The 24,305-nt window shown below is 49.4% G+C and carries 18 protein-coding genes; 6 read left to right on the top strand and 12 right to left on the bottom strand.

The window, feature by feature from the left end:
* Nucleotides 1–158: 158 nt before the first annotated feature.
* From ABWH99_RS10210 to ABWH99_RS10200, 3 genes are read right to left on the bottom strand one after another with little or no spacing between them, the layout of a single operon-like run.
* Nucleotides 159–1,706: an arylsulfatase gene (locus tag ABWH99_RS10210; protein ID WP_375586174.1), complete on the bottom strand. Its 1,548-nt coding sequence runs from the start codon at nucleotides 1,704–1,706 to the stop codon at nucleotides 159–161.
* Between the two features lie 6 nt (nucleotides 1,707–1,712).
* Entirely contained in the window at nucleotides 1,713–2,765 is a 1,053-nt protein-coding gene (locus ABWH99_RS10205) for a glycosylase (protein ID WP_375586173.1), read from the bottom strand.
* Nucleotides 2,766–2,776: 11 nt separating this feature from the next.
* Nucleotides 2,777–4,189, bottom strand: a complete 1,413-nt coding sequence (locus tag ABWH99_RS10200) for a Gfo/Idh/MocA family protein (RefSeq protein ID WP_375586172.1) — start codon at nucleotides 4,187–4,189, stop codon at nucleotides 2,777–2,779.
* Nucleotides 4,190–4,346: 157 nt separating this feature from the next.
* Between ABWH99_RS10200 and ABWH99_RS10195 the strand changes: the two genes are divergently transcribed.
* Together ABWH99_RS10195 and ABWH99_RS10190 are read left to right on the top strand one after the other, a co-directional pair.
* Nucleotides 4,347–5,459, top strand: a complete 1,113-nt coding sequence (locus ABWH99_RS10195; protein WP_375586171.1) for a hypothetical protein — start codon at nucleotides 4,347–4,349, stop codon at nucleotides 5,457–5,459.
* A gap of 18 nt (nucleotides 5,460–5,477) precedes the next feature.
* Nucleotides 5,478–6,350: a DUF1080 domain-containing protein gene (locus ABWH99_RS10190; RefSeq protein WP_375586170.1), complete on the top strand. Its 873-nt coding sequence runs from the start codon at nucleotides 5,478–5,480 to the stop codon at nucleotides 6,348–6,350.
* Nucleotides 6,351–6,463: 113 nt separating this feature from the next.
* On the opposite strand, the gene ABWH99_RS10185 is transcribed toward ABWH99_RS10190, so the two are convergent.
* From ABWH99_RS10185 to ABWH99_RS10150, 8 genes are all read right to left on the bottom strand, one after another.
* Complete coding sequence (locus tag ABWH99_RS10185; protein ID WP_375586169.1) at nucleotides 6,464–7,834, bottom strand: D-arabinono-1,4-lactone oxidase; 1,371 nt, start codon at nucleotides 7,832–7,834, stop codon at nucleotides 6,464–6,466.
* A gap of 10 nt (nucleotides 7,835–7,844) precedes the next feature.
* A complete protein-coding gene (locus ABWH99_RS10180) occupies nucleotides 7,845–9,263 on the bottom strand; it encodes a Glu/Leu/Phe/Val dehydrogenase (protein WP_375586168.1) in 1,419 nt (472 codons plus the stop codon).
* A gap of 93 nt (nucleotides 9,264–9,356) precedes the next feature.
* Nucleotides 9,357–10,814: a sulfatase gene (locus tag ABWH99_RS10175; protein ID WP_375586167.1), complete on the bottom strand. Its 1,458-nt coding sequence runs from the start codon at nucleotides 10,812–10,814 to the stop codon at nucleotides 9,357–9,359.
* An 85-nt stretch (nucleotides 10,815–10,899) separates the two neighbouring features.
* Nucleotides 10,900–11,328, bottom strand: coding sequence for a response regulator (locus ABWH99_RS10170; RefSeq protein ID WP_375586166.1), 429 nt, complete (start codon nucleotides 11,326–11,328; stop codon nucleotides 10,900–10,902).
* 452 nt (nucleotides 11,329–11,780) lie between these two features.
* The gene (locus tag ABWH99_RS10165; RefSeq protein WP_375586165.1) at nucleotides 11,781–12,740 is read right to left on the bottom strand and encodes an aldo/keto reductase; all 960 of its coding nucleotides are present in this window, start codon (nucleotides 12,738–12,740) and stop codon (nucleotides 11,781–11,783) included.
* A 31-nt stretch (nucleotides 12,741–12,771) separates the two neighbouring features.
* Nucleotides 12,772–13,728 (bottom strand): aldo/keto reductase, encoded by a 957-nt coding sequence (locus tag ABWH99_RS10160; RefSeq protein ID WP_375586164.1) that lies wholly within the window; start codon nucleotides 13,726–13,728, stop codon nucleotides 12,772–12,774.
* A 158-nt stretch (nucleotides 13,729–13,886) separates the two neighbouring features.
* The gene (locus tag ABWH99_RS10155) at nucleotides 13,887–15,344 is read right to left on the bottom strand and encodes a DUF1501 domain-containing protein (protein ID WP_375586163.1); all 1,458 of its coding nucleotides are present in this window, start codon (nucleotides 15,342–15,344) and stop codon (nucleotides 13,887–13,889) included.
* Nucleotides 15,345–15,347: 3 nt separating this feature from the next.
* A complete protein-coding gene (locus ABWH99_RS10150) occupies nucleotides 15,348–17,732 on the bottom strand; it encodes a PSD1 and planctomycete cytochrome C domain-containing protein (protein ID WP_375586162.1) in 2,385 nt (794 codons plus the stop codon).
* 457 nt (nucleotides 17,733–18,189) lie between these two features.
* On the opposite strand from ABWH99_RS10150, the gene ABWH99_RS10145 reads away from it, so the two are divergent.
* Both ABWH99_RS10145 and ABWH99_RS10140 read left to right on the top strand, forming a co-directional pair.
* Nucleotides 18,190–18,765, top strand: a complete 576-nt coding sequence (locus ABWH99_RS10145) for a DUF3244 domain-containing protein (protein WP_375586161.1) — start codon at nucleotides 18,190–18,192, stop codon at nucleotides 18,763–18,765.
* 316 nt (nucleotides 18,766–19,081) lie between these two features.
* Nucleotides 19,082–19,279, top strand: coding sequence for a hypothetical protein (locus ABWH99_RS10140; RefSeq protein WP_375586160.1), 198 nt, complete (start codon nucleotides 19,082–19,084; stop codon nucleotides 19,277–19,279).
* A gap of 77 nt (nucleotides 19,280–19,356) precedes the next feature.
* Here ABWH99_RS10140 and ABWH99_RS10135 read toward each other — a convergent pair whose 3' ends face one another.
* A complete protein-coding gene (locus tag ABWH99_RS10135; RefSeq protein ID WP_375586159.1) occupies nucleotides 19,357–20,316 on the bottom strand; it encodes a calcium/sodium antiporter in 960 nt (319 codons plus the stop codon).
* Between the two features lie 1,379 nt (nucleotides 20,317–21,695).
* On the opposite strand from ABWH99_RS10135, the gene ABWH99_RS10130 reads away from it, so the two are divergent.
* Both ABWH99_RS10130 and ABWH99_RS10125 read left to right on the top strand, forming a co-directional pair.
* On the top strand, nucleotides 21,696–22,217 hold the full coding sequence (locus tag ABWH99_RS10130; protein WP_375586158.1) for a hypothetical protein: 522 nt from the start codon (nucleotides 21,696–21,698) through the stop codon (nucleotides 22,215–22,217).
* 124 nt (nucleotides 22,218–22,341) lie between these two features.
* On the top strand, nucleotides 22,342–24,027 hold the full coding sequence (locus tag ABWH99_RS10125) for a ribulokinase (RefSeq protein ID WP_375586157.1): 1,686 nt from the start codon (nucleotides 22,342–22,344) through the stop codon (nucleotides 24,025–24,027).
* Nucleotides 24,028–24,305: the final 278 nt, after the last annotated feature.

Here is a 24,305-nt window from a genome sequence, read left to right as displayed (position 1 = left end):
TCTTTTTTCTAAAGAATGATCTCCAGCTATTTTCTCTACTTCTTCCTGTCTGTAGAAGGCTCCCCTCTCCATATCAGCCTCAGTTTCATCCAATTCTTGCTTGTATTGCTCAATACTGAATGGGCCTTCCAAGAACTTGTGCAAAAACCTAACTCAGCCTACTGATTTTTTATTTCCTCCAGCTGCGATTTCAGCTGTTCCACCATACGGGGATAAGCGGCAAACAGGTTATCTCTCTCATAAGTGTCCTCCGCTATTCGATACAACTGCCCCCTGGGCCCACCCTTTTCAGGTTCCAGTCTGCCGGGGTAGGTAAATCCGCCCGAACCCAGCCCATCAATGAATTTCCATTCCGATGTCCGGATCGCAAACATACCCGAAGAGGAATGATGCACCATCTCGGTACGAGCCTGGTATTCCATGTCTCCCTGCACTACCGGTAAAAAACTGTAGCTGTCCATGGCCGCACCGTCGGGGATCTTTTGATCCAGCAAGCCGGCAACCGTAGCGAAAAGATCGGTCAGACTGACTAGCCCTGGGTAGCTTGCTTTTTCTCGTATGCCCTTCGGCCAGGATAGCAGTAGGGGAACCCGGTGGCCCCCGTCCCAAACATCGCCCTTCTGGCCACGCAGGCCCCGGTTCGAATCGTGACCGTACAACAAAATTTCTTCTTCCGGCCAGTAAGCTCCATTATCGCTGGAAAAAATCAACAAGGTGTTTTCGAGCAAGCCCTGATGCCGGAGTTGCTCCTGTATGCGCGCTACCACCTGATCAATATCCATGACAAAATCTCCGTAAAGCCCCGCTCCGGATTTTCCTTTGTGCGCTTCCGAGGGCAGCCAGGGTGTATGGGGGCCGGTCAGCGGCAAATAGAGAAAAAACGGGGTATCCGCCGACTGCCGCTCGATAAAAGCCAGGCCCTGAGCGGTGATTTCATCCAGACAATCCGCTACCCGAAACGAAGGAGCCATCTCTCCCTGCCGCCACCATACGCCTTTTTCCCAGTACACGGCCTGATCGTTGCTGTGCTTTTTATCCCAGGAAAATTCCGTGTTTTCCTTGCGCCGGGGATACACGTCTGTCGTTAAGATCACTTCCGGATCCAAAGTCCGGTGATTTTCCAAAAAAACGTAGGGAGGGATATCCAAAGATGCCGGGTGGATAAACGAATAATCGAAACCAAAGTCGTTGGGTCCGGTCTGAACCGGCCGGCTGTAATCCACATTGGAATAGCCGCTCGCGGCATCCAATACGGCAGCGTTGCCGTCCTTAGTGACCCATTCCAAACCCAAGTGCCACTTACCGACGATACCGGTGCGGTACCCGGCTTTTTGAAGAAATGTAGCCATAGTTACGCGGTTGGTATCCATCACCGGGGGAGTAAATCCTCCGATCCCACGTGCCGCTGCCGGCGTTCGGAAGGCGTATTCCCCGGTAAGCAGACCGAAACGAGAGGGGGTACACACGGAGGCACTCGCATGTGCGTTGGAAAACGAAATCCCCCCTTCGACCAATGCATCCAGGGCTGGGGTTTCTATTTTGGACAAGGGATTCAGGGCTTTGATATCCCCGTATCCCATATCGTCTGCAAAAATGATAACAATATTAGGGGGACTCGCCTTCTCCTCCACAGCTTGGGCAAGGAGATCCTTTCCAGGGAAAAGGATAAGGTAAAGGAACATGCTAAAATTCAACCAATTTATCATGGGTTTTTACTTTAAAGGAATAGAGGTGGCAAGCGCAATCACCCTACCCTGATTTCCAACGGCATTGTAAAAATGATAGGTAACTCCCTCCCAACGAATCACCCAGGGTTTGTGGGCATAGACGGCATCGTAGGGCTCAGAGGGCGCCACCAGGTCCTCCCCTGCCCAATCCGTCCAATGGAGCAGATCGTAGGAGCAGGCAAAGCGCTCAAAAGCCCCGGGTTTCCAAAAGGCACCAAAATAAAACATCACATACAGGTCGTCCAGTTTTACCACCTGCGCATCCCCGCAAATACCTGCTCCGCGTGTAATTACTGGTTCTTCGCCTATCCGGTTCCAATGTACCATATCCTCAGAACCGGCCATGCCAATGCTTTCGTAGGAGGCGGTGTCTCCTTTGGCATTGTAATACATGACAAACCGGTACCCGGTCAATCGATCTTCATCACGGATGACGTGGGACTTGTAGATTTTATCGGTTTCGAACCATCGGGCGGACGAGTCGTCAGGCAACAGTACCGGGCTAGTGATCCGCTCCCATTCTTTGGTCGAGACCAGATTTTCCGATTTGGCCATACCCACACCCAGCGTACCGGCTTCATACCCTGCGGTGGCTCCTCCGAGATACGACATCCAGTAGGTACCTGCATGGCGATGCACCTCGTTACCGGCACCCCAATCGGTGTCCACGAGCGCCAGGTACCCGGCCTTTTGATTTGCATCCCAGGTATCTTCCGTAAAGGAAAGCAGCTTACCCAGCTCTTCCCAATCCAGCAAATTACTGCTTTTGGCCAGCCAGGTTTCGTAGCCCGTTCCGTCAAAGACGATGTAGCTCATGTACCACTGATCTTCGTACCGGAAGATCGTAGGGCTATCTACCAGTTTGGTGGTATCGCTGTGCTGAAAAACTACCCCGTATTTATGGGGAGTCTTGATTCGCTCGTAAACTTGCTGCATGCGTTCCGCCGAAACTTCCATGGGAAGCTGGGGGGCGGGCTTGCAGCAAACCCATCCCCAGCAGCCTAGCGTAAGCAGCAGAAATTGCTGAAAACGATTCATCTACAAGCCATTTACAGCTTGTAATACTCTTCCCAGCCTTTTCGTGGCGGAACGCCCGCCAGCAATTGATTGGCCAGCGCATGGTTCGTGATTTGTTTGGACTCACGGTCAAACTTCAAGTGGGCCTTGAGTCGCTGGGAAAGAACACCCAGGGTAAATACCTGACTCAAGGGTCCGGCGATATCAAAGGAAGACCGGCATTTTTCCTCTCCCTTGCAGGCTTTGAGGAAATTGGCAAAGTGATTGGAGGGGCTTTCCATGACTTCGGGGAGCTGCGAAGCCATGTCTTTGGCTGCTTCCTCGGGAATAATGGATAGGGTGCTGCCGTGCGATCCTCCCTTAAAGGTTAGGTCTTTCCCATAAATAATTTTTCCTGGGTTGAGCTTGGCCGGCTGCAGTTGTCCGTCACTTGGGGGCGGGATGTTCGGGTCCAATTCGGATACCCCATACCCTTCCGGTACCGGTGGAATGTTTTTTTGTCCGTCGTACCAGGTGATGGTCATGGCCGGCATATCGTTTCTCTTCGGAAATTTAAACTCAAGGGTAGTTTCCATCGGAAAAAAGAAGGTATTGTGCCCATCCAGCCGGGTAGGAATGACTTCCTCGGGAAGACCCAATTCCAGAAATTCATGTGCCGTATCCATGATATGGGCGCCCCAGTCTCCCAAAGCACCCATGCCGAAATCGTACCAGCAGCGCCATTGGCCGTTTACCAGGTCCTGGTGGTAGTCGTGCTCCTGTGCCGTGGTGTGCCAGGTATCCCAATCCATGGTGTCGGGAATGGGCTGCTTTTCGGGAAAGGAGATGATATTGGTGTCCCACCCGTGCCACCTCCGGCGACCGTTCATGTGGGCGGTCATGTGGGTCACGTCTTTGATGATCCCTGCCTCTTTCCAGGCCTTAAACTGGAAATAATTGGCTTCCGAATGGCCTTGATTTCCCATTTGGGTAGCCACCTTGTATTTTTTGGCACCATCCATCATCAGCTGCACTTCCTGAAAGGTACGGGCCATGGGCTTTTCTACGTACACGTGCTTGCCAAGGGACATGGCCAGCATGGTAATAGGAAAGTGGGAAAAATCAGGCGTTCCAACACTGACGGCTTCGATATCCTTTCCCATCCTGTCAAACATTTCTCGAAAGTCCTTGAACCGGGGAACGTTCGGAAACATTTTCATCACCTCCTCCGTGTGAGGCGCTCCCATGTCCACATCGCACAAGGCCACAATATTGGCCAGTCCTGTTTGGTACAACGACTTGGTAATGCTACCGCCCCGATGGCCAATTCCGCAACAGGCCAGGTTTACTTTTTCGCTGGGTGCGATGTGTCCCAGGGGCTTACCCAAAACAAAGGATGGAAGAATGGACACACCGGCAGCGCCAAGGAGACCGGACTTAATAAATTGTCTACGTTTATCGTTCATTTAATTGATTGGTTATTTTTGATCCAATTGCGTCTTTTGATCCTGGTACCGCTTCGCAAAGAAACAGGAAAAGGACCCGTTAAGATAACCGTTTTGTAGCGAATATCAGATAAAAATCACCGATTAGTTTATCCGAAATGTTTGAAAAGGCTAAAAAATGAACTTAACTTTCGCCATGATTTCGATGCGTTCCTTTATCGTGCTTGGGTTGGTCGCCACCCTTTTCAACGCCTGCGGGCCCGGAGATTTCGAAAGAAAATCCCGGTATACGCTGGCCGTTCTGGATACCCTCACCATTCCCTTTACAGGAGAAATCCATGCCGCAGACTTTTTGAATAACCGAGGAGTCCTCTACAACTATCGGTCCGGAACCTACCTGGCCTTTGACAGTACCGGAGCCGTGCTGACCAGCAATTCACTACCCACGCAGGGAAACAACGGGCTGTTTTATGTCAACGGAATAAAACTACTACCCGATGGAGAACTTTTTGCCCATTCGATCAAAGGCGAAATCGGACTGCTGGATGAAGATCTTCGGCTTCGCGAAAAGCGCCTGATGCCCTTTCCAAATGGAGTTGTGGATTTGAAACGGAACGTGCAGATCATGGAGAAGTGGAACGATGAACTGTTACTGTTTATTCCCGGAAGAGGAAATAAAAGCCCGTATGCGAAAGGATACTACCGGGACAACTACTTGTTGGAAAAATTGAATTTGGTCACGGGTGAGACGGAACCATTTTTGCGCCTATCCCCGGAAAGCCAATACCAACAAGACCTTCATTTTGAGCCCCCCACTCCGCTAATCAGCCGGGCAGGCAACCGCCTGTACTTTGCCTTCAATAAAGAGCCCCTGATTCACCGGTACAACCTCGGAGCGGGTGGCGCCTGGGAAGAAAGTATATCGCTGGAAGCCAAATCCTTTGCGCAAATTAAAGGCCAGGTGCTACCCCTCGGTAACGATGGCTCCATTCTTTCCGAAGGAGAGATTACGGGCCTTTTTGCGATGGAAAATGGCTTTGCAGTAAGTTATTTCGAAGGCATTTACAAAGACAGCCTGCCTTCGGCACCCGCCATGCCCGGGCGATTGCTGAAGTGGTATTCTCCCGGGAGCGGATGGTCCGAGCCCCTTGCCCTGCCAAAAGAGCTGTTATTTTTGCTAAACTTTGAAGGGCCGGACAAACCCTTTTACCTGCTTCTTGATCCGAGTTATTTTCCGGATCAAGTGAATGAAGTAAAGATTCTTAAATTACATGTACAACCCAGCTCCTGAAGCGTTGAATTCACCATTATGACACCTACAAACACCAAGAACCAATTGCTGGCATTTCTCTTTGCCGGTAGCCTTTTGCTGGCCTGTTCACCAGGCACCGAAAAAAAAGAAAGTATTGATATCTCATCCGGCTGGCGATCCCTCTTTAACGGGAAAGATATGGAAAACTGGCGAATAAAAATAGCCAAACACGAACTCGATGAGAACTATGCCAATACCTTTCGGGTAGAGGACGGTTTGCTCAAAGTCCGTTACGATGGCTACGAAGCGTTTGACAGGCAATACGGGCATATTTTTTACGACGAGTCTTTTTCCCATTACCTGTACCGGGTGGAATACCGTTTTGTGGGCGAGCAAGCTCCAGAGGGAGAAGGTTGGGCACTACGAAACTCCGGCGTGATGTTGCACGGTCAGGATCCGGAGACCATGACGCGGGATCAGGATTTTCCGATTTCCATCGAGGGACAGTTGCTCGGTGGAGACGGTGAAAATCCGCGTACCACGAGCAACTTGTGCACCCCGGGTACCAACGTGGTCATGAACGGAGAACTATTTACTCCGCATTGCACCAGTTCCTCCTCCAAAACCTACCATGGAGAGCAGTGGGTGACGGCCGATTTTCTGGTCCTGGGAGACTCCGTCATTCACCATATTCTCGAAGGCGATACGGTACTTACCTACTACCAGCCCCAGATAGGGGGAGGAAACGTGAGCAACCACAACCCCGAGATAAAGAAAGATGGCCAATTGATTTCGGAAGGATTCATTTCGCTCCAGAGCGAAAGCCACCCCATTGATTTCAGACGCGTGGAAATTTTTGATTTGGCTCCCTACAAGGAGGATCAACAAAAATTGATGGAGGTTTTACAGCTACTGAAATCAACGGAATAAAAAAGCGAAAGCGGCTGTCTTTTTATGGGAGGCAGCCGCTTTGGTTTGGATTTGCTTTCGGTAGCTACACCGCTTCCGAAGTCATTTTTTTTAATTGGAGGCGTTGCTTGCGTTTATGCCTTACCGACTAGGTTTTTTTGGAGAAAAGCATTGAGAAACTTCCCGGATGGATCCATCCGCTTCACCATGGCGCGAAAGTCATCCATGCGTTCATACTGTTCCCGAAGGTACCCGGGATGCAGGGTAAATAATTTTCCCCAATGTGGCCGAACCTGAAACCGCTTTAATTTATCCTCAATCCGGGGAAGGAGCTTCCGGACGTTTTCCCAGTCCCGTTTCCAGGTAAAATGCAAGGCAATACTATCGCGTTCGTAGGCGGGACTCAACCACAGGGAGTCTTTTTGTATGGACCGAATCTCGGAAATCAGCAGAAGGGGAAAAATGGCTTCTCCCATCGCAAACAGCTCTCCGATCGCCTCTACCGCCTGCTCCCTCGGAACAAAAAATTCCGACTGTAGTTCCTCTCCACTGCTGGGAGTAAAGTCCATTTTGAAGTGGGGCAAGCGCTCGTGCCAAGGTCCTGCCAGACCCATTTGCTCTGTACAGTTTATGGCAGCGATATCCTTGATTGGATGCAAATGGTCCCTGGCGGCAGTTGCTCCAAAAAGTTCCTCCGGCATGGCGCTGTCTCCCCCTGCATCGTCCATTCGTTTTTTGATCCAGAGTTGATTAAAACGCATTTCTTGCCAATCTGTAAACAAACTCACGCTGTATCCGGCAGAAAACACGGCATCGAAATTTTGCGCTAGCTCCGTAAAAGGCAGGTTTTCAAAGACGTACTGCCGAACGGAAAAAGTGGGCTGAACCGATAGCGAGATTTGGGTAACGATCCCCAAGGCACCCAAATGCACAACGGCTGCTTTAAATTCCTCCGGATTGTTTTCCCGGCTCAGCAGTACCTGTTTGCCGTCGGCTCTCATCAGGCGCATGGCAGTGACGGCCGTAGACAAATTGCCATTGGAATCTCCGGAACCGTGCGTGCCGGTTGCACAGGCACCGGCTACCGAAATATGCGGTAGAGAAGCCAGGTTGTGCAGCGCAAAACCTTGCTGTTCAAGTGTTCGGGCCAACAAGCCGTAAGGCACCCCTGCATTCATGCTAACGGTATTTTGCGCGGGGTCCAAGCGAATGTCCGGATCCATTTTGTCCAGCGTTACTTGTCGGTGCTTGCTATCTGCAATCGAATTAAACGAGTGCGTCGTTCCCAATACCTTCAGATTCGGGGCGTTAGGAACGATTTTCCGAAGAGCTTCCGAATCTTCCGGATGGTCCAGAATATCGGTACTATACCGAAGGTTTCCCGACCAATTGAACCGGGCGGGAACCGACTGTATCTGTGTGTGAGTAGTGCAGGCGACCATGGGCATAATCAGGTTGGTTCCAATGATTCGAGAGGTGTGTTTTAAGAATTGCCTTTTTTTCATCGTGCAAATCTTAGGGAAAAATTCCCAAATCCATGTAGGAAATGGCGATACGTTCCAGGGCGAGGATAAAACCGGCGGTTCGCAAGTCTTTAATATTTTTTTCTTTGCGGACACGATTCATCTCATGGTAGGCCGTTACCATGGTTTCTTCCAGCCCGGAATTAACCAGATCCCGCTCACTGGCTCCCCGAACGATTAGTTCTTTTTGTTGCTCGCTAAAGGAATCTCCGGTCGCCTTTTCTATGGTTTCCAACAGCGCATCGTACTTTTTCATGTCGTATCTTTTCTCAAGTTTGCCAAACGAGACCCGGGACAGGTTTTTCAACCATTCGAAATAAGAGACGGTCACCCCTCCCGCATTCAAGTACATATCCGGAATGATCATAATTCCTTTTTTCAGAAGAATTTTATCGGCATCCTGGGTGACCGGACCATTTGCGGCTTCACCGATGATTTTAGCCTGAATCTTGTCGGCGTTATCCAAGGTTATCTGGTTTTCAAGCGCGGCAGGTATCAAAATATCGCAGGGATAGGTTAGCAGGGATTTGGCATCCTCGATAAAAGTACCCTTTTCGTACCCTAAAAACCCCTTGTTCACCAGCTGATAGGTTTTGATATCTTCCACGTCTATGCCATCCTCGTTCCAAATACCGCCGTTGTATTCGGCGATTCCGACAATTTTAGCTCCCGCTTCCTGCAAGTATTTTGCTGAATAATACCCGACATTACCTAAGCCCTGTACGATGACTTTCTTTCCTGCCAGTCCCACATCCAATCCCAGCGCTTCCATGTCTTCGCGAACGCCTACCGCTTCCCGGATTCCAATAAAGACGCCCATACCGGTAGCCTCGGTTCGCCCCTCGATTCCATGTTGTGAAAGGGGTTTTCCCGTCACACAGCCTTTCGCGTTGATCACCTCAGGATTAAACGCCTCGAAGGTATCCACGATCCAGGCCATTTCGCGGCTGCTGGTTCCATAATCCGGCGCCGGAACATCGATGGCCGGGCCAATGAATTTCTTTTTTATCAATTCTGACGTATACCTGCGCGTGATTTTTTCTAGTTGCTCTGTGGTGTATTTTGTCGGGTCAATGGTAACCCCTCCTTTGGCACCGCCATACGGGATATTGACGAGTGCACATTTATAGGTCATTAGGGCTGCCAGGCCCTTTACTTCTTCTTCGTTTACAAAACTACTGTAGCGAATCCCTCCTTTTACCGGTAATTTGTGATGGGAGTGCTGCACCCGGTATCCTTCGATCACCTGGTAGGTCCCATCCGCATTTCGCAGCGGAAAATTAAATTTGTACACGCTATTGCATTGTTTGATCTGATCCAATAGCCCTGGGTGAATGTCCATGTGACTGGCGGCGAAGTCCACCACTTTGCAAACATCTTCAAAAAGACTGTACTCCTGCTTTTTTACCATAAATTTTTGTTCGTTTTAGGTTTCTCTTAATTTCCTGGCTATCCGGCTGCAATAGATGTGCCCAAACGCCAACCTGGGAAGCCTACTCATCTTTTATTCGTTGGTCACACCCAGTCTACCGGGCAAGCGGTTATTCGCTCCCTCCCGATCTTGAAGCGCATCGCCCATATCTTCCCTCGCACGTTCGGCAAGTTTTATCATTTCTTCTACGACTTCGGGATGCTGATCGGCCAGATTCAGGCTTTCACCCGGGTCTTTGGAAAGATCAAATAACGCAGGCTCCTCCAGCGCCACCATTTCATAGCGGATCGGCGTGCCGTCGTTGGGCAATTCACTGTTTTTGGGAAGGGATCGGTAGCGATGAGGAAGCACCAGTTTCCAATTATTCATAAGAAGCGCCTGCAGTTCGTTTCGGTTGTAATAAATATAATACGCGTCGTGAGGAGAACGCGCCCCCGCTTCTTGCGCAAGCAAAGGCCAAATATTTTTTCCGTCAATTTTCTTTACCGGTAAGTCTGCCCCGGTAAGATGGGCCAGGGTGGGAAGCAAATCAATGGTCATCACCGGCTGATCCATCACCGTTCCGGCGGGGATTTTGCCCGGCCACTTCATGATACCCGGTACCCGCACCCCTCCTTCCCAGGAGGTACCCTTGCCTTCTTTTAGTTTCCCGGTGCTTCCGGCATGGCTTCCATAGGAAAGCCAGGGACCATTGTCCGAGGCAAAAATCACCAGTGTATTTTCTGCCAGGCCCGGCTGCTCCAGGGCCTCCATTACCCGACCCACCGACCAGTCAATTTCCATGATGACATCTCCATACAATCCGTTTTCCGATTTCCCGCGAAATTTATCGGAAACGAACAACGGTACGTGGGGCATGCTATGGGCAAGGTACAGGAAAAAGGGGCCATCCTTCTCGCGTTTAATAAAATCCACCGCCCGTTCGGTATACCAAGTGGTAAGCATGCGTTGATCTTCCAAGGTGTCGATAACCACTTCGTTCTCGTACAGCGGCAGCGGAGGATAAAAATTCGGTCGCTCCGGATGATAGGGCCACATATCGTTGGAGTAGGGCAGCCCATAAAATTCGTCGAATCCCTGCTTTGTGGGCAGAAAGGGGGACTTGTGCCCCAAGTGCCACTTGCCAACGATCCCCGTCGCGTAACCCAGTGGCTTCAATACCTCGGCGATGGTCTCCTCCGCCGGATTTAAACCGTGTTCACTCTCGTGGGAAAGCGCCCCAAAAATTCCCAGCCGGTTTGAATAACAACCGGTGAGCAAGGAGGCCCGGGAAGCAGAACAAACCGCATTGGCCACATGAAAATTGGTCAACTGCACCCCTTCCCGGGCCAGCTGATCCAGGTGAGGAGTCTCGTATCCCTTGGCCCCAAAAACACCCACATCGGCATACCCCTGATCGTCGGTAAAAATCAGTACAATATTGGGTAGTGGAGCTGCTGTTTCCGTATCCGGATTACGATCGGTGCAGGACAGTACCAGACTGGAGAATAGGATTCCCAAAACGAGTTCTGTAAATGCGGCTTTTTTCATGGGCGTGTCGTTGGTTGACAAAATTTAACAATCTGAGACGATTAAACAAAATAGTACGCTTCCAGCGACACGCTTGTATCTGGCCCTATACCGACGGCAAACTGGCAATGTTGAGCCAAAATTGCTCGATCGTCGTAACTGCCTTTAAAAAACCCCCGACCTCTACCGGTTTGGTAATGTAGCAGTTGGCATGATTCTCGTAAGATAAATCGATATCCTTTTTGGAGGAAGAGGTGGTGAGCATGATTACCGGTATTTTCTTGTATACCTGGTGTTTTTTTAATTCTTCGAGGACCTCATGCCCGCTTTTTTTCGGTAGGTTTACATCGAGAAGTATTAGATCAGGAGTCAAATTCTCTTCAAAACCCTGGTTTTTATACACAAAATCAAGCGCCTCCTGCCCGTCTCGGGCGATGCTTAACTTTTCGATAAATTTGCTCTCTTCCAACGCCTCGGTCGTCAAAAAAATATCCCCTTCGTTATCTTCTACCAATAAAACGTGCACTAATCTCATAACGTGTTCAAATTGAAGTAAGTCATTTTTTTAAATGACGCTTAAGTTGCTGCCCCATGAGACAAACCGTCCCTGTTACAAATCTATTAAAAATAAGGTATTTCACTTACAGACAGCGCCAAAATCTCATGTATTCCCTGCTCCCACCGAAGTAATCTATCAAAGAGCGTTTGTACGTTGGCTCCTTTATCCGGTAACCCTCAGCGTTTTGGAAAAAAGTGCCCCACGCTTTCTCCCTCTGCCTCACCGAAATGAATGCGGCCGACATCCCTCTTCCCGACCAAGCCAGCCACTATAAATAGGTGGATGCCGTTTTTATGCAACCTAGGCTTTGATTCAATCCGTAAAGACCAAAAAAAGCACCCACCCCAAAGGTGGGTGCGAGGCAGGGAAAGCCCCGAACAGCTTCTTCTTGGTATGGATTCCAGGATTTGACTGCTAGTTGGTTGGAATCAAAGGGACTCCCAAAGATCCGACTGATGGTACGGACTACCTGGAACTTCCGTAAAAAACGTTCCGTCGATGTAGCGGTGGCGCTCTAAAATTGCCGCGACGGCCTGCATATCAGCTGCATCCAACTGCAGCGAAGCCGCTTGCAGGTTTTGGTGGATCCGTTCTTTATTTACTGACTTGGGAATCACCACTATATCTCGATGCATCGACCAGGCGATCAATACCTGGGCTACGGTTGCTTCGTGCTTTTCTGCCAATTTGCGAAACAGGGGATGCTCCAGTAACACGGGGTCATCTGCCTTCTTTCTTGCTTTGGGTCGATCCGCTGAACCCAGGGGAGAGTAGGCCGTCACCTGTATGCCATTTTCTTTGCAAAATGTCACCAGCTCGTTCTGAGGTAAATAAGGATGGAGTTCGATCTGGTTCATTTCGGGCTTCATTTGGCAGGATTTCAATACTTCATTGATCTTTGCCTGGTTAAAGTTTGATACCCCGATGTGCCTGACTTTTCCTGCTTGGTTCAATGCCTCCATGCCTGCCCAGGTGTCGGAAAGAGGTACTTGATCGTAAGTAAAAAAATCCTCGCCCTTTTCGGGAAACATAACATGGGGCTTGAGGGAAACCGGCCAATGAACCAGGTACAGGTCCAGGTAGTCCAGTTGCAAATCGCTCAGGCTGCGCTTCAATCCTTCGCCTACCTGATCCCTTTCGTTCGCATTGTTCCACAATTTGGAGGTCACAAATACTTCCTCACGTTTGACCAAACCGTCCGCAAATGCTTTATTGAGAGCATTTCCGACTTCCTTTTCGTTTTGGTATACGGCGGCACAGTCGATGTGCCGGTAGCCGGCTTCGATTGCCCACAACACCGCCTGGTATACTTCTCCAGGGGCTGATTTCCAGGTTCCCAGTCCCAGCAGGGGCATCTGATCGCCGTTTTCAAAAGTTATGTATTTCATGTTTTCTCGATTTAGATAAGTTGCTTTACAATTACAAATATTCTTCCCAAAGATCGGCATAGGTAAAGGGGCTGCCGTTGCTTACCCAGGCCGGCCCGGGAGTATACCGGTAGGGGCCTTCCAGTTGGTTGATCTTTTCCATATCCACTTCATCCAACTGCAGTCGGGTGGCTTCAAAGTTTTCCGCAATACGGACAGGATTGACCGACTTGGGTACCACGGAAGTATTCCGCTCCAAAGCCCATGCCAAAGCTACCTGCGCCACTGTTGCCTGATGTTTAGAAGCGATCTCCTTTAGGGTGCTATCCTCGAGTAGAATGGGGAAATCTACCTCCTTGGCGGCTACCCGATAGGCAGCTCCCAGCGGACCGTAGCCGGTAAGCAAAATGGAATGCGCTTCACAATAGGCCTTTAGTTTGTTTTGGGGCAGATAGGGATGCAGTTCCACCTGACTCAATTCGGGCTGATTGTTGGCCGCTTCCCGGATTTCGCTCAGCTTTTGGGTGTTAAAATTTGAAACACCGATATGCCGGGTAAGGCCTTTTCCAAACACTTCTTCCAGACCCTTCCAGGTCTCGGTAAGAGGCGCTTCCGCATAGCTCAGAAAATCTTCCTTTTTAGACGGGAAATCCACACCTTTTCGAACTGCCACCGGCCAATGCAACAGGTACAAATCCAGGTATTCCAATTGCAGGTCGGCGAGCGTTTGTTCGATGGCAGGCCGCACATCGCTCTTCAGGTGGCAGTCGTTCCAAAGTTTTGAGGTAACCCAAACTTCCTCCCGGCTTACCCAGCCTTCAGCGAATGCGGTTGACAAGGCATCCCCGATTTCCTTTTCATTTTTGTAAATGGAGGCACAATCAATGTGCCGGTACCCCACTTTCAGGGCCTGCAACACGGCTTCGTAAACCTCATTCGGTTTGGATCTCCAGGTGCCTAATCCCAACGCAGGCATGGCATCGCCATTCGCAAACAATAGTTTTTTCATAAAATGAATGAGTTGGTTATCTGAAAATTAACAGATTAATTGATTTCTAAGGCGGAAAATGCAGCTTTTTTCAGGCAATCCCAAATCCGGCCTGCCTGTTTTTTCGCTCAAAACTGCGGGTCGGATGGTAGACACGGCACCCCGGCACCTCCGAATAGTTAGGCCAGAATACCTGGAACGACCTTCCCCGAAACATCTGTCAATCGGAACTTCCGTCCCAGGTGCCTGTAGACCAACCGTTCGTGGTCCAAACCCATAAGGTGCAGCACCGTTGCTTGAAAATCGTGCACGTGTACCGGATCTTCGGTAATGTTGTATCCAAACTCATCGGTGGCTCCGTAGACCATGCCCGGCTTTACTCCGCCCCCTGCCATCCAGATACTAAAGCACCTCGGGTGATGGTCTCTCCCGTAATTGTATTTGGTAAGTTTCCCTTGAGAATAGTTGGTACGGCCAAATTCTCCACCCCAGATGACCAGTGTTTCGTCCAGAAGGCCTCGTTGTTTCAAATCTTTGATTAAGGCTGCAGAAGGCTGATCCACGTCTTTTGCTTGCACGGTCATCTCGGAAGGAAGGTTTCCGTGCTGGTCCCAACCCTGATGGTAGAGTTGCACAAATCTTACGCCGTTTTCTGACAATTTTCTGGCCAGCAGGCAATTGGCTGCGAAAGTTCCGGGTTTCCGGCTATCTTCACCATACATTTCGAAAATGTGTTCCGGTTCTTTCGATAGATCAGTGGCTTCGGGCACGGCAGTCTGCATGCGAAAGGCCATTTCGTATTGGGCCACCCGGGCCTGAATCTCAGGATCACCGCTGCGCTGAAAAGCCATTTGATTCAGCTCGGACAGATGATCCAGCATTTTTCTACGCTCGGAGGACCGCATTCCCTCCGGGTCACTCAGGTAAAGCACGGGATCCTCTCCATTGCTGAACTGCACTCCCTGGTGGGTGGCTGGCAAAAAACCATTGTTCCAAAGCTTGGAATATACACCCTGTCCATTGCCTCTGCCTTTAGAAAGCAACACGGTAAATGCCGGCAGGTTGCTGTTTTCACTTCCCAGCCCGTAACTCAACCAGGAGCCCATGCTTGGCCGATTGCCCTGCTGGGCCCCTGTCTGAAAGAAGGTAAGCGCAGGGTCGTGGTTAATGGCCTCCGTATGCATGGATTTGATGATACAAATATCGTCTACAATGCCTGCGGTGTGAGGAAATAACTCACTAATCCAGGCCCTTGCTTCGCCATATTGCTGAAAATTGGTGAAAGACCCCACCAAAGGAAAGGAGTTTTGACTGGAAGTCATGCCCGTCAAGCGTTGTCCCATGCGGATGGACTCGGGCAACTCTTCTCCCCACATTTCGCGGAGTTTGGGTTTGTAGTCAAAGGACTCCAACTGCGAAGGCGCACCGTTTTGAAAGAGATAGATGACCCGCTTCGCTTTGGGCGCAAAATGAGGTATTCCCAGCGAACCTGGAGTTTCGCTGCTCCCCAGGTTGCCCCGGAACAAATCCGGGATCAAGAGTGAACCCAGGGCGGCACTTCCCAATCCAAGACTCATTTTTGAAAGAAAGTGCCTGCGATTTATATGAAGACGGTGTTCCAATAATTCTTTTTCCATAACTCAGGATTTGGTAATGGTTTCCTCCAAATTGTAAAGCAGGGAAATAACCTGCATCAAGGCGGCTCGTTCAGCTATTGGCAGCGCTGAATTTAGCGGATACTCCCCGACCGAGAGCAGCTGCTCCGCACGGTGGGTATCCTTTTCCAAGGCATTGAAAAACGACTGGTAATTTTTCTCAAGAACGGCTTTCTCTGCAGTTTCCGGCTTCCGGCCGAGAATGCGGTAAAAAGCTTTATCGATCAGTAAAGGAATGGCTTGCTCGGTCTCTAGCAATCGTTCGGCAAATACGCGGGATGCTTCCAGGACGACCGGATCATTCATCATCACCAGCGCCTGCAAGGGGGTATTGGTCTTCAATCGTTCTACTTCGCAGGCATCCCGATTGCTGGCGTCGAACAGCATCATGCTGGGAGGAGGCACGGTTCGTTTGATAAAGGTGTACAATCCCCTTCTATACAGGTATTTTCCGGTATCCTGTTGGTACCTGGATAAATTTCCCCTACCCGAAGTGGCCGCTTCCCAAAGGCCTTCGGGCTGGTAGGGCTTTACGCTTGGTCCGCCAATTTCGGGTACTAACAACCCACTGCTAGCGAGTACCAGATCCCGAATTCCTTCCGCAGGCAATCGCTGACGGGGAAAGCGGGCAAGGAAGCGATTTTCCGGATCTCGTTCCAATTTTTCAGGGCTGACTTGAGAGGACTGTTGGTAGGTTGCCGAAAGAACAATCGTTCGGAGCAGTGCTTGTATGTCCCAGCCACTTTCCATAAAGTCTACTGCCAGCCAATCCAACAGCGGCTGATTGACCGGAAGATCTCCCTGCATGCCAAAATCACCCGGAGTGCTTACCAGGCCCTGCCCGAATAGCTCCTGCCAGATACGATTGACGAACACTCTGGCTGTTAATGGATTTTTGGGATCAAAAAGCCATTTGGCCAAACCCAGCCTGTTTTTTGGCAAGTGTTCCGGAAAGGGAAGAATCGCTGCGGGTACTCCTGCAGATACTTTTTCCAAGGGTGCATTGTACATGCCCCGGTCCAGCACATAGGTCTGCCGCGTGCTGTCGGGCTCCCCCATAACCGAGACTTTTAAGACATTGGACTCCGCAAGCAGGGAATTGTAATTGGCCCCTTTTCCCATATTGGCCAGCAAGACCTGCACCCGTCGGCTGCTGTCGGGCAGGTTGACAAAGTCCAGGATGTCGGTAACATCCGTTTCCGTAATCTCCATCATGGGCAATTTCGCAGGACTTTTTTTGGAGAAGCCCGGGGTAGACTCTTCCATGCCCCATTCGGCAATGGTATTAAAAAACGCGTACGTTTGGTAGTATTCCTTTTGGGAAATGGGATCGTATTTGTGATCGTGGCACTGAGCACATTCCAGAGTAATTCCCAGTAAAGCTTTACCCAATGTATTGGTCCGGTCCACTGCATACATTACCCGGTATTCCTCGTCAATGGCTCCCGATTCCTCGGTGATCTTGTGGTTCCGGTTAAATGCGGTGGCGAGCAACTGTTCCTTCCCGGCATCCGGCAATAGGTCCCCGGCCAATTGCCAGGTAACGAAACGGTCGTAAGGCATGTTTTGATTAAAGGCATGGATCACCCAATCCCTCCAGGGCCATTGGGTACGGTAATAGTCGTCCTGATACCCGTGGGAATCCGCATAGCGGGAAAGGTCCATCCAATGGACGGCCATTTTTTCCCCAAACGCAGATTGAGCAAACAGGCTATCAAGTACTGTGTCCAGGTCCGGTTCGGCCCTTGCAAACCGATCCAGGACTTCCGGTGGTGGAGGTAATCCAATAATATCCAAATACACCCTCCGCAGCAAACTCAAGTTATCTGCACGTGGATTCGGAGTCAAGCCCCGCTCCCGCATGGCTTTCAATACAAAATGATCGATTTCACTTTTCGCCCATCCCGACTCGTCGGAAGGCAAGCCTGCCTTAACCGGAGGAACGAAGGCCCAATGCGGTTCGTAAGCGGCACCTTGACGAATCCATTTTTCAATCAACTTTACCTGCTGGTCCGACAGACTCAGGTTGGAGGAAGGTGGTGGCATGCGTTCGGTCGCATCGGTGCTTATCACACGCAAATACGCTTCCGAAGCCTGCGGATTACCCGGCACCAGCGCATGCCGCTCCGGATGCTCTTTCAGCGCGGCAAAAGCATCGGTTTCCAAATCCAGTCTCAAGCCTGCTTCCCGTTTGTTGGCATCCGGCCCGTGACAGGCAAAACAGTTTTCAGACAAAATAGGGCGAATGTGTAGGTTGTAACTAACCGTGTCTGGAATTTCGGCAAGAGGCTGGCCCGAATCGCTGCCACAGCCCAGTATCCAAAAGGCCAACCCAAACCAAGCGACCGTACGTGTAATCCTTCCAATCATGTGTTTAAAATTAGGCAATTACCTCTGAATTACAAATATAAGGAAATCGTCCCATCGCTGTCCGCTCGCCCTTCAAGTACTCCATCGCATCTTTCTTGCCGTTCAGTGGGTTGGGTAACCACGTATCCGTACACCTCTTGTTCATAAATGAACACCACCAGGGAGATTACACCGGTAAAAAAAGCGATAATTTTTTTTGTGAAGAAAAATTTTTTTCGCGCCTGGAAAACTGATAGGCGTTCGGGGGCCGTATTTCTGCTCGCTGGCGGACAGGTTTGGTCAAATCTACCCAAAAACCGGACAGTCGGTCTCTCGCTTCCGGCATGCCAGACATGTTGCGGGCAGTGCAGTACCCTACATTGCATTCCTTGATCCCGTTCTGGCCGAAAATTCGCAACCAAATCAACTGACTATAAGAAACTATCCATTGATCATGCAACTTCAAACAACTTATCCCATGAAAACGCTCCTCTCACTTCTTCTCAGCGGTACCCTGTCTTTCGCTTCGTTGGCCAGTCCGACCGTGGAAATGTTAAAAGAAAACACCCGCATCGAAACCAACGGGCAATTGGTCCAGGTCTATTTCAAATCCGCCATCGATGACGTTGTCCTTCGGCTTACCGATGATTCGGGAAGGACCCTTTTCAAAAACAGCTACACCACCGAAGAGCCCGTGGTTATTCCCATCAATCTATCGCAGGTTGCGGAAGGAAACTACGTGCTGCACATAATCGGAGATGACGGCAGCAATCAGTATGAATTGGAAAACCGGAAAAAAGCCTCCCTGCCACTTATGGCGTATGGCAAAAAAATTGGATACAATACCCTTTCCCTCTTGGTTGTGGGATTGGAGAAACCTGGAACCACGGTGAAATTCTACGACGCCTCCAACCGATTGGTGCTAAGCGAAACCATCGACCAACCCAATGGCTTCCGCAAAAACTATGTGTTTGAGCAACTGCCTGTGGACGACCTTTCACTGAAGGTTATCGATGCCCAGGGCAGGGAAAAGTACATACGTTTTGTAGACTGATTCGGACGCAATAACCGCAACAATCCCCGGGTCCCACAATGGGACCCTTTTTTTCCTTTCGGGTTTCTCGTTTTGTCAGGGGTGGCCCAACCCCACATTGATCGGGTAAGTGCAAGGGGAGAAATCGGATGGGGCCAGGAAAGAAATCCTCTATTTTGCCATTGCAGCGAGCATTCGGCCCCGCGAGCGACTGTCTGCTCACAGCGTAGGCAAGCGGTAAAAACTTTTTTTTTGCGGATACCTTTTTTTAAAAAAATTGGCACACAATTTATATGGTACCCATTGTCTTTCAGACATAAAAAAGGAAAAGAAAAAAATGAAAACAAGCATCTTAATTTCAATGTGCTGCCTCGCAGGCATCTTGGTTTCCTGTGGTAAAAAACCCGCCGAAACCGCCCTTCCCGCTGCTTCGGAACAAATGGAGTCGGTTCCAGAAACGGAGGCTGTAGAGGAAATGCCAATGAGCACAGATTCCCTGCAGCTGGAACAAGAGCCAGCGTCGATCGAACTCTAACATGGCTTAGCACCGAGAGCTGCTGTTCAAAACAGCAGCTCTTACTTTTAGTATTGAATTGCCTGTGGCATCCGGATTTAGTAAAAAAGCAGGTAACCAAGATAAACCAGATACAACAACAGAAAGATCCCTCCTTCCCATCGTTCCAACATTCTTCCTTTTCCGGAAAAAATAAATACGAACAAAAGCAAGCCCGCCACACCATTCATCAAAATGTCCAAAAAAGTCCCAGCGGTAACGTCGACGGGATAAATCGTGGAAGAAAGTCCGAGAATGAAAAAGACATTGAAGATATTGGAACCAACCACGTTTCCTATCGCAATATCCACTTTCTTCTTTTTCACAGCAGCTAGTGAAGTAGCCAGCTCGGGAAGCGAGGTTCCGATGGAAACGATGGTTAGACCTATCACGCGCTCGGATAATCCAAAAGACTGGGCGAGGAAAATTGCATTGGTGACAATGAAATTTCCACCGATAACCAAACCTGCCAGCCCGATGATCAACCAAAATACAGCCCTTATCGGCTTCATTTTCAGGACCGGAACTTCGTCTGGGAGAGCTTCGGCGTTTTTAGCTACCGCGATGCTGTAGCCCAGAAAAATGATGAAAAAAAGTAATAATACCAAACCCTCGCTTCTACTCACGAGATCAATGGCAGCTCCGTCCAACCATCGGTCGCTGCCAACAATCCAAACCAAGGAGGCAGCTAAAAAACTAAGCGGTACCTCTATCCAGGTGGTCAGGGATTTTACCGTCAAAGGAACTACCAACGCACACAATCCCAGGATGACCAGTCCATTAAAAATGTTGCTCCCCAGCACGTTTGCCATCACCATTTCTCCGGATCCTTCCACGGCAGCCATCACGTTTACGGATAGTTCCGGGGCCGAGGTACCGAAAGCCACCACGGTAAGTCCGATCACGCTATTTGGGATGGAAAGCCCGGCCGCGATACTGGAGGCCGCCTCCACCAACTTGTCTGCACCATACACCAACAAAACAAAGCCAAGCAAGAGCAATACAAGGGAGAATACCATAACAATCCAAAAATGGGCTGAAAGTAAAGGTATAAAGAATTGCCTGGGAGAACATTTTAATTGGTAAGAAAATAAAAAAACCAACCGTTTGGAAGAAAAATCCGTCGTTAGTTCGCTTCTCCTGTTATACATGAAACCGAAAAATTCCGCACGGACGCTATCATTGATTCTCCACTTTGGCATAGTTGCAACGGCAGTGTTTGCGGGCAACAGGGGTACTGGCGATGAATTCAATCCAATTCGTCCGGGTCAGATTTCTTTAACCAGGAAATCAGGCCAGCCTTGACCCGATTTACCTGACAGTTCGACCGAAGGTACAGACAGCTAATCAACCATCGATAGCCATCCTGGAGTATCTTACCGAGCGATCGGAAAATCGCTTTGGCAGGTATGGATCTATCCGAATAAAAATAAAGGCTTTCGTTGTTCAGGAAAACGCTCTTTTCCTGTTGCTTGTATTTCCCTACCATTTTACACCGATCAGCCGATGCGCAGGTCAGCACGATTGCTACCCATCTGCTTCCTGTCGGAGAAATCTCCAGCAAGACTCCAAAACATGGGTACGCTACCAAATATTTCAAGTACCTATTATGCTTATCGACCGGGTTCGAAGGAGAATTTCCCTGGTGCCCATCTGTGCATTCATCTTCCCAATTTTTAAAAGCGTATTATCGAAGAAAAAAATTATCGGGATAGGCAACGCAAGGCGTTTTTTCACCAGGTGGAAAGGTGCGGCCTCTCTCTAGACCAAACGGATTTTTGCCGAGGACAACAGAGAATCGGCCTGAATTCAACGAATCAAACGGTGGCCTATTTTTACCGGGCATCCGGATCAACTATCCGATACATTCCGCTGCATGACATCCGGCTGGAACAGGTGTAAAAAATAACTCATTTTACACGTAGACGGAGACCTCGGGAAGAAACAGCAGACCGTCTTGAACGCCAATTGTTAGGAAAAGCCGGGGTTTTTCCATCCTTCAATTTGGTTTTTTTTGACGGGGATAGACCTTCCGACCTGTGCGGAACGTGGCCCCTCGCAAAAAAACGGGAGCACCTTTTACCGCGAAACCAAGCCAATTGAGTAGCTATTTTTGGAAATGACCGGTAAATCCCCCTGCCGGCCCGCTTTCCCTATATCCCGGTTCAGCCCCCAAAGCAACGATCCCGGTGCCCGTTCGAGCTTATTCAACTGAAAACAAGCGCATTGAAGCAACCACTGAAAAATCATTCATTGTTTTGGGCATAAATTAAAAATCCAGAGGAATAGTTGAATTTCTAATACTTTTTTTTGTATTTTGTAGGATCAAAAAAGAATTCTGGTTTTTGACACCCTACTCCAGACTTCAATTCATTTTTAAAACTTTAGCTCACTAAAAATGACCAACATTCAAAATTCACTGGCATTGGCCTTTCTTCCTGGCTATTTGTTCTCAAGTCAATATGAGAAACAAAAGCAAGCTTCGGAAGATGGTCTGCCGCCGGTAACGACGAACCCAAAAGAGAACTCCGATCAGAAATTAATCCGGAGGTATCTGGAAAGTCTTCAGCTGGAAAGCTACGACTACATAAAGGAATTCATTCACTCAGACTTTAAATGCATCAATACCAACACCGATTCAATCCGGGACTGTATGGAGGAGTTGGCTCATTGGAAAGCCCAACATAAAAAGTTAAGTCACCTTTCCTTTAGCGACCCCGTATTGAAAAGTATCCGGGTAAATCGCGGTATTTTGAAAGGCGATTGGACGCTGGTTTGGACAACTTTTACCGCGTTGGACGGTATCACGCTGAAGTCGGTAAAATACGAATACCACATGGCCGTCAAAACAGAAAACGATACCATCCTGGAAATACAAACCTGGCATCAGGAAGATCCCACTGAGCCAGAACTGCATTGAGGCCAGACCCGGGTGATTTCCTGCTTTTTGTTTCGCGTATGCTCCATTTTTCGATTTTTGCGTCTATTTTTACGGGTCAGACACATTCTTTGACGAGTTTTTTTAACTCAAACTAGACGAACACATGGACAAATACGTTTTGGGAATTGATTTCGGGACAGACTCCGTAAGGGCTTTGTTGGTAAACAGCCGGGATGGGAGCACCTTGGGTAGTGAGGTATTTTATTATCCCCGCTGGAAAAACGGTAAGTACTGCGATCCGGAAAAAAACCAATTTCGGCAGCATCCCCTGGACCATTTGGAGGGCCTGGAACATACCGTTCGCGCGGTAGTCGCAAACACCGGTCTGCCAAAAACCCGTATACACGGCATCTGCATCGATACAACGGGTTCTTCCCCACTACCCGTAGACCGGAAAGGCGAGGCGCTCGCTCTCTCAGAACCTTTTTCGGAAAATCCAAACGCTCAAATGATCCTATGGAAAGACCATACGGCGGTGGCAGAAGCAGATGAGATCAACCAATTGGCCAGGTCTTGGGGTGGAGAGGATTTCACTCGATACGAAGGTGGCATCTATTCATCGGAGTGGTTTTGGGCCAAAATCCTGCATGTCCTTCGAAAAGATCCGGAGGTAGCCGAAGCGGCCTTTTCCTGGATGGAGCATTGTGACTACCTGACCTACCTGCTAACCGGCGGTAAAGATGTACACAAAGCCCGGAGGAGTCGCTGTGCCGCCGGGCATAAAGCGCTCTGGCACGAAAGCTGGGGAGGACTTCCGGACACACAATTCCTGAGCCAGTTAGACCCTCGACTCGCAGACTTGAAGACAAATCTCTACACAGAGACTTACACGTCGGATAAGGTCGCGGGATACCTCTCTGCCGATTGGGCAGAAAAACTTGGATTGGAGGAAGGAATTGTGGTGGCTGTAGGTACCTTCGATGCCCATGCCGGTGCAGTCGGAGGAGAAGTCGCTCCGGGGACGCTGGTAAAAGTCATGGGAACCTCTACCTGCGATATCATGGTCACTCCCCACACCGCACTTGGAGACAAGACGGTACAAGGAATCTGCGGACAGGTGGATGGCTCCGTATTACCGGGACAAATCGGTTTGGAAGCAGGGCAATCGGGCTTTGGAGACGTACTTGCATGGTTTGTCCAATTGATTCAAAAACCCCTTTTGGATACCCTTTCCAGCTCGGGTATCCGTCCGGAAGTACTTTCAGAAATCCGCCTTCACCTGGAGGAAAACCTGATCCAGACCCTTTCCCATCAAGCCGAAGGTGTATCCCCGGAGTCCACACAGGTACTGGCCATCGATTGGATCAACGGCCGGCGAACTCCAGATGCCAACCAAAATCTAAAAGGTGCCCTAACCGGGCTGGAAATGGGAACCGATGCCGCTAAAATCTTTAAAGCGCTGGTTGAGTCAATTTGCTTTGGTTCCAAGCGAATCATTGAACGGTTTCAGGAAGAAGGGGTTTCCATCCAACAAGTGATTGGACTGGGAGGCGTGGCAAAAAAATCTCCTTTGGTGATGCAAACCATGGCCGATGTATTGGACATGCCCATAAAAGTAGCCAAATCCGAACAAGCACCCGCACTCGGCGCAGCCATGTATGCGGCTACGGCAGCGGGCATTTACCCAAGTGTCGCAGACGCCATTGCGCATATGGGCAACGGTTTCGACCAGGTGTATCAGCCAAGGCCTGAAAACCGAAGCAACTACCAAAGAAAATACCAAAAATACCTGCAATTGGGAGGCTTTATTGAATCCAATCTTAGCCAGGCTGAGGGCGCAGACCTGTAGGGAACCAGACAGTTTCGGCAATGGCTGCCATTCCTGGCAGCCATTGCTTCAATGAAAAAACTGCACCAGGCCCTATTCGAATCGACTAAACATATCTCTCTTAAATTCAGGTAAATAAGTTTTATTTATTTCCCTGGTAATTTTTGGAAATCGATTTGAAAATCACTAACATTAAATTGATTTCGATCAGATCCCCGGCAAACAAAAATTTTATTTTGATGTTTACAAGTTATACGGTGTAATTCTTTTTTGTGAAATCAAAAAAAATTTTCACCTGG

The sequence above is a fragment of the Cyclobacterium xiamenense genome (assembly GCF_042140265.1).
Lineage (GTDB): Bacteria > Bacteroidota > Bacteroidia > Cytophagales > Cyclobacteriaceae > Cyclobacterium > Cyclobacterium xiamenense_A.
The sequence above is the reverse complement of the archived record's forward strand: the minus strand, read 5'-3'. Positions and strand labels throughout refer to the sequence as shown.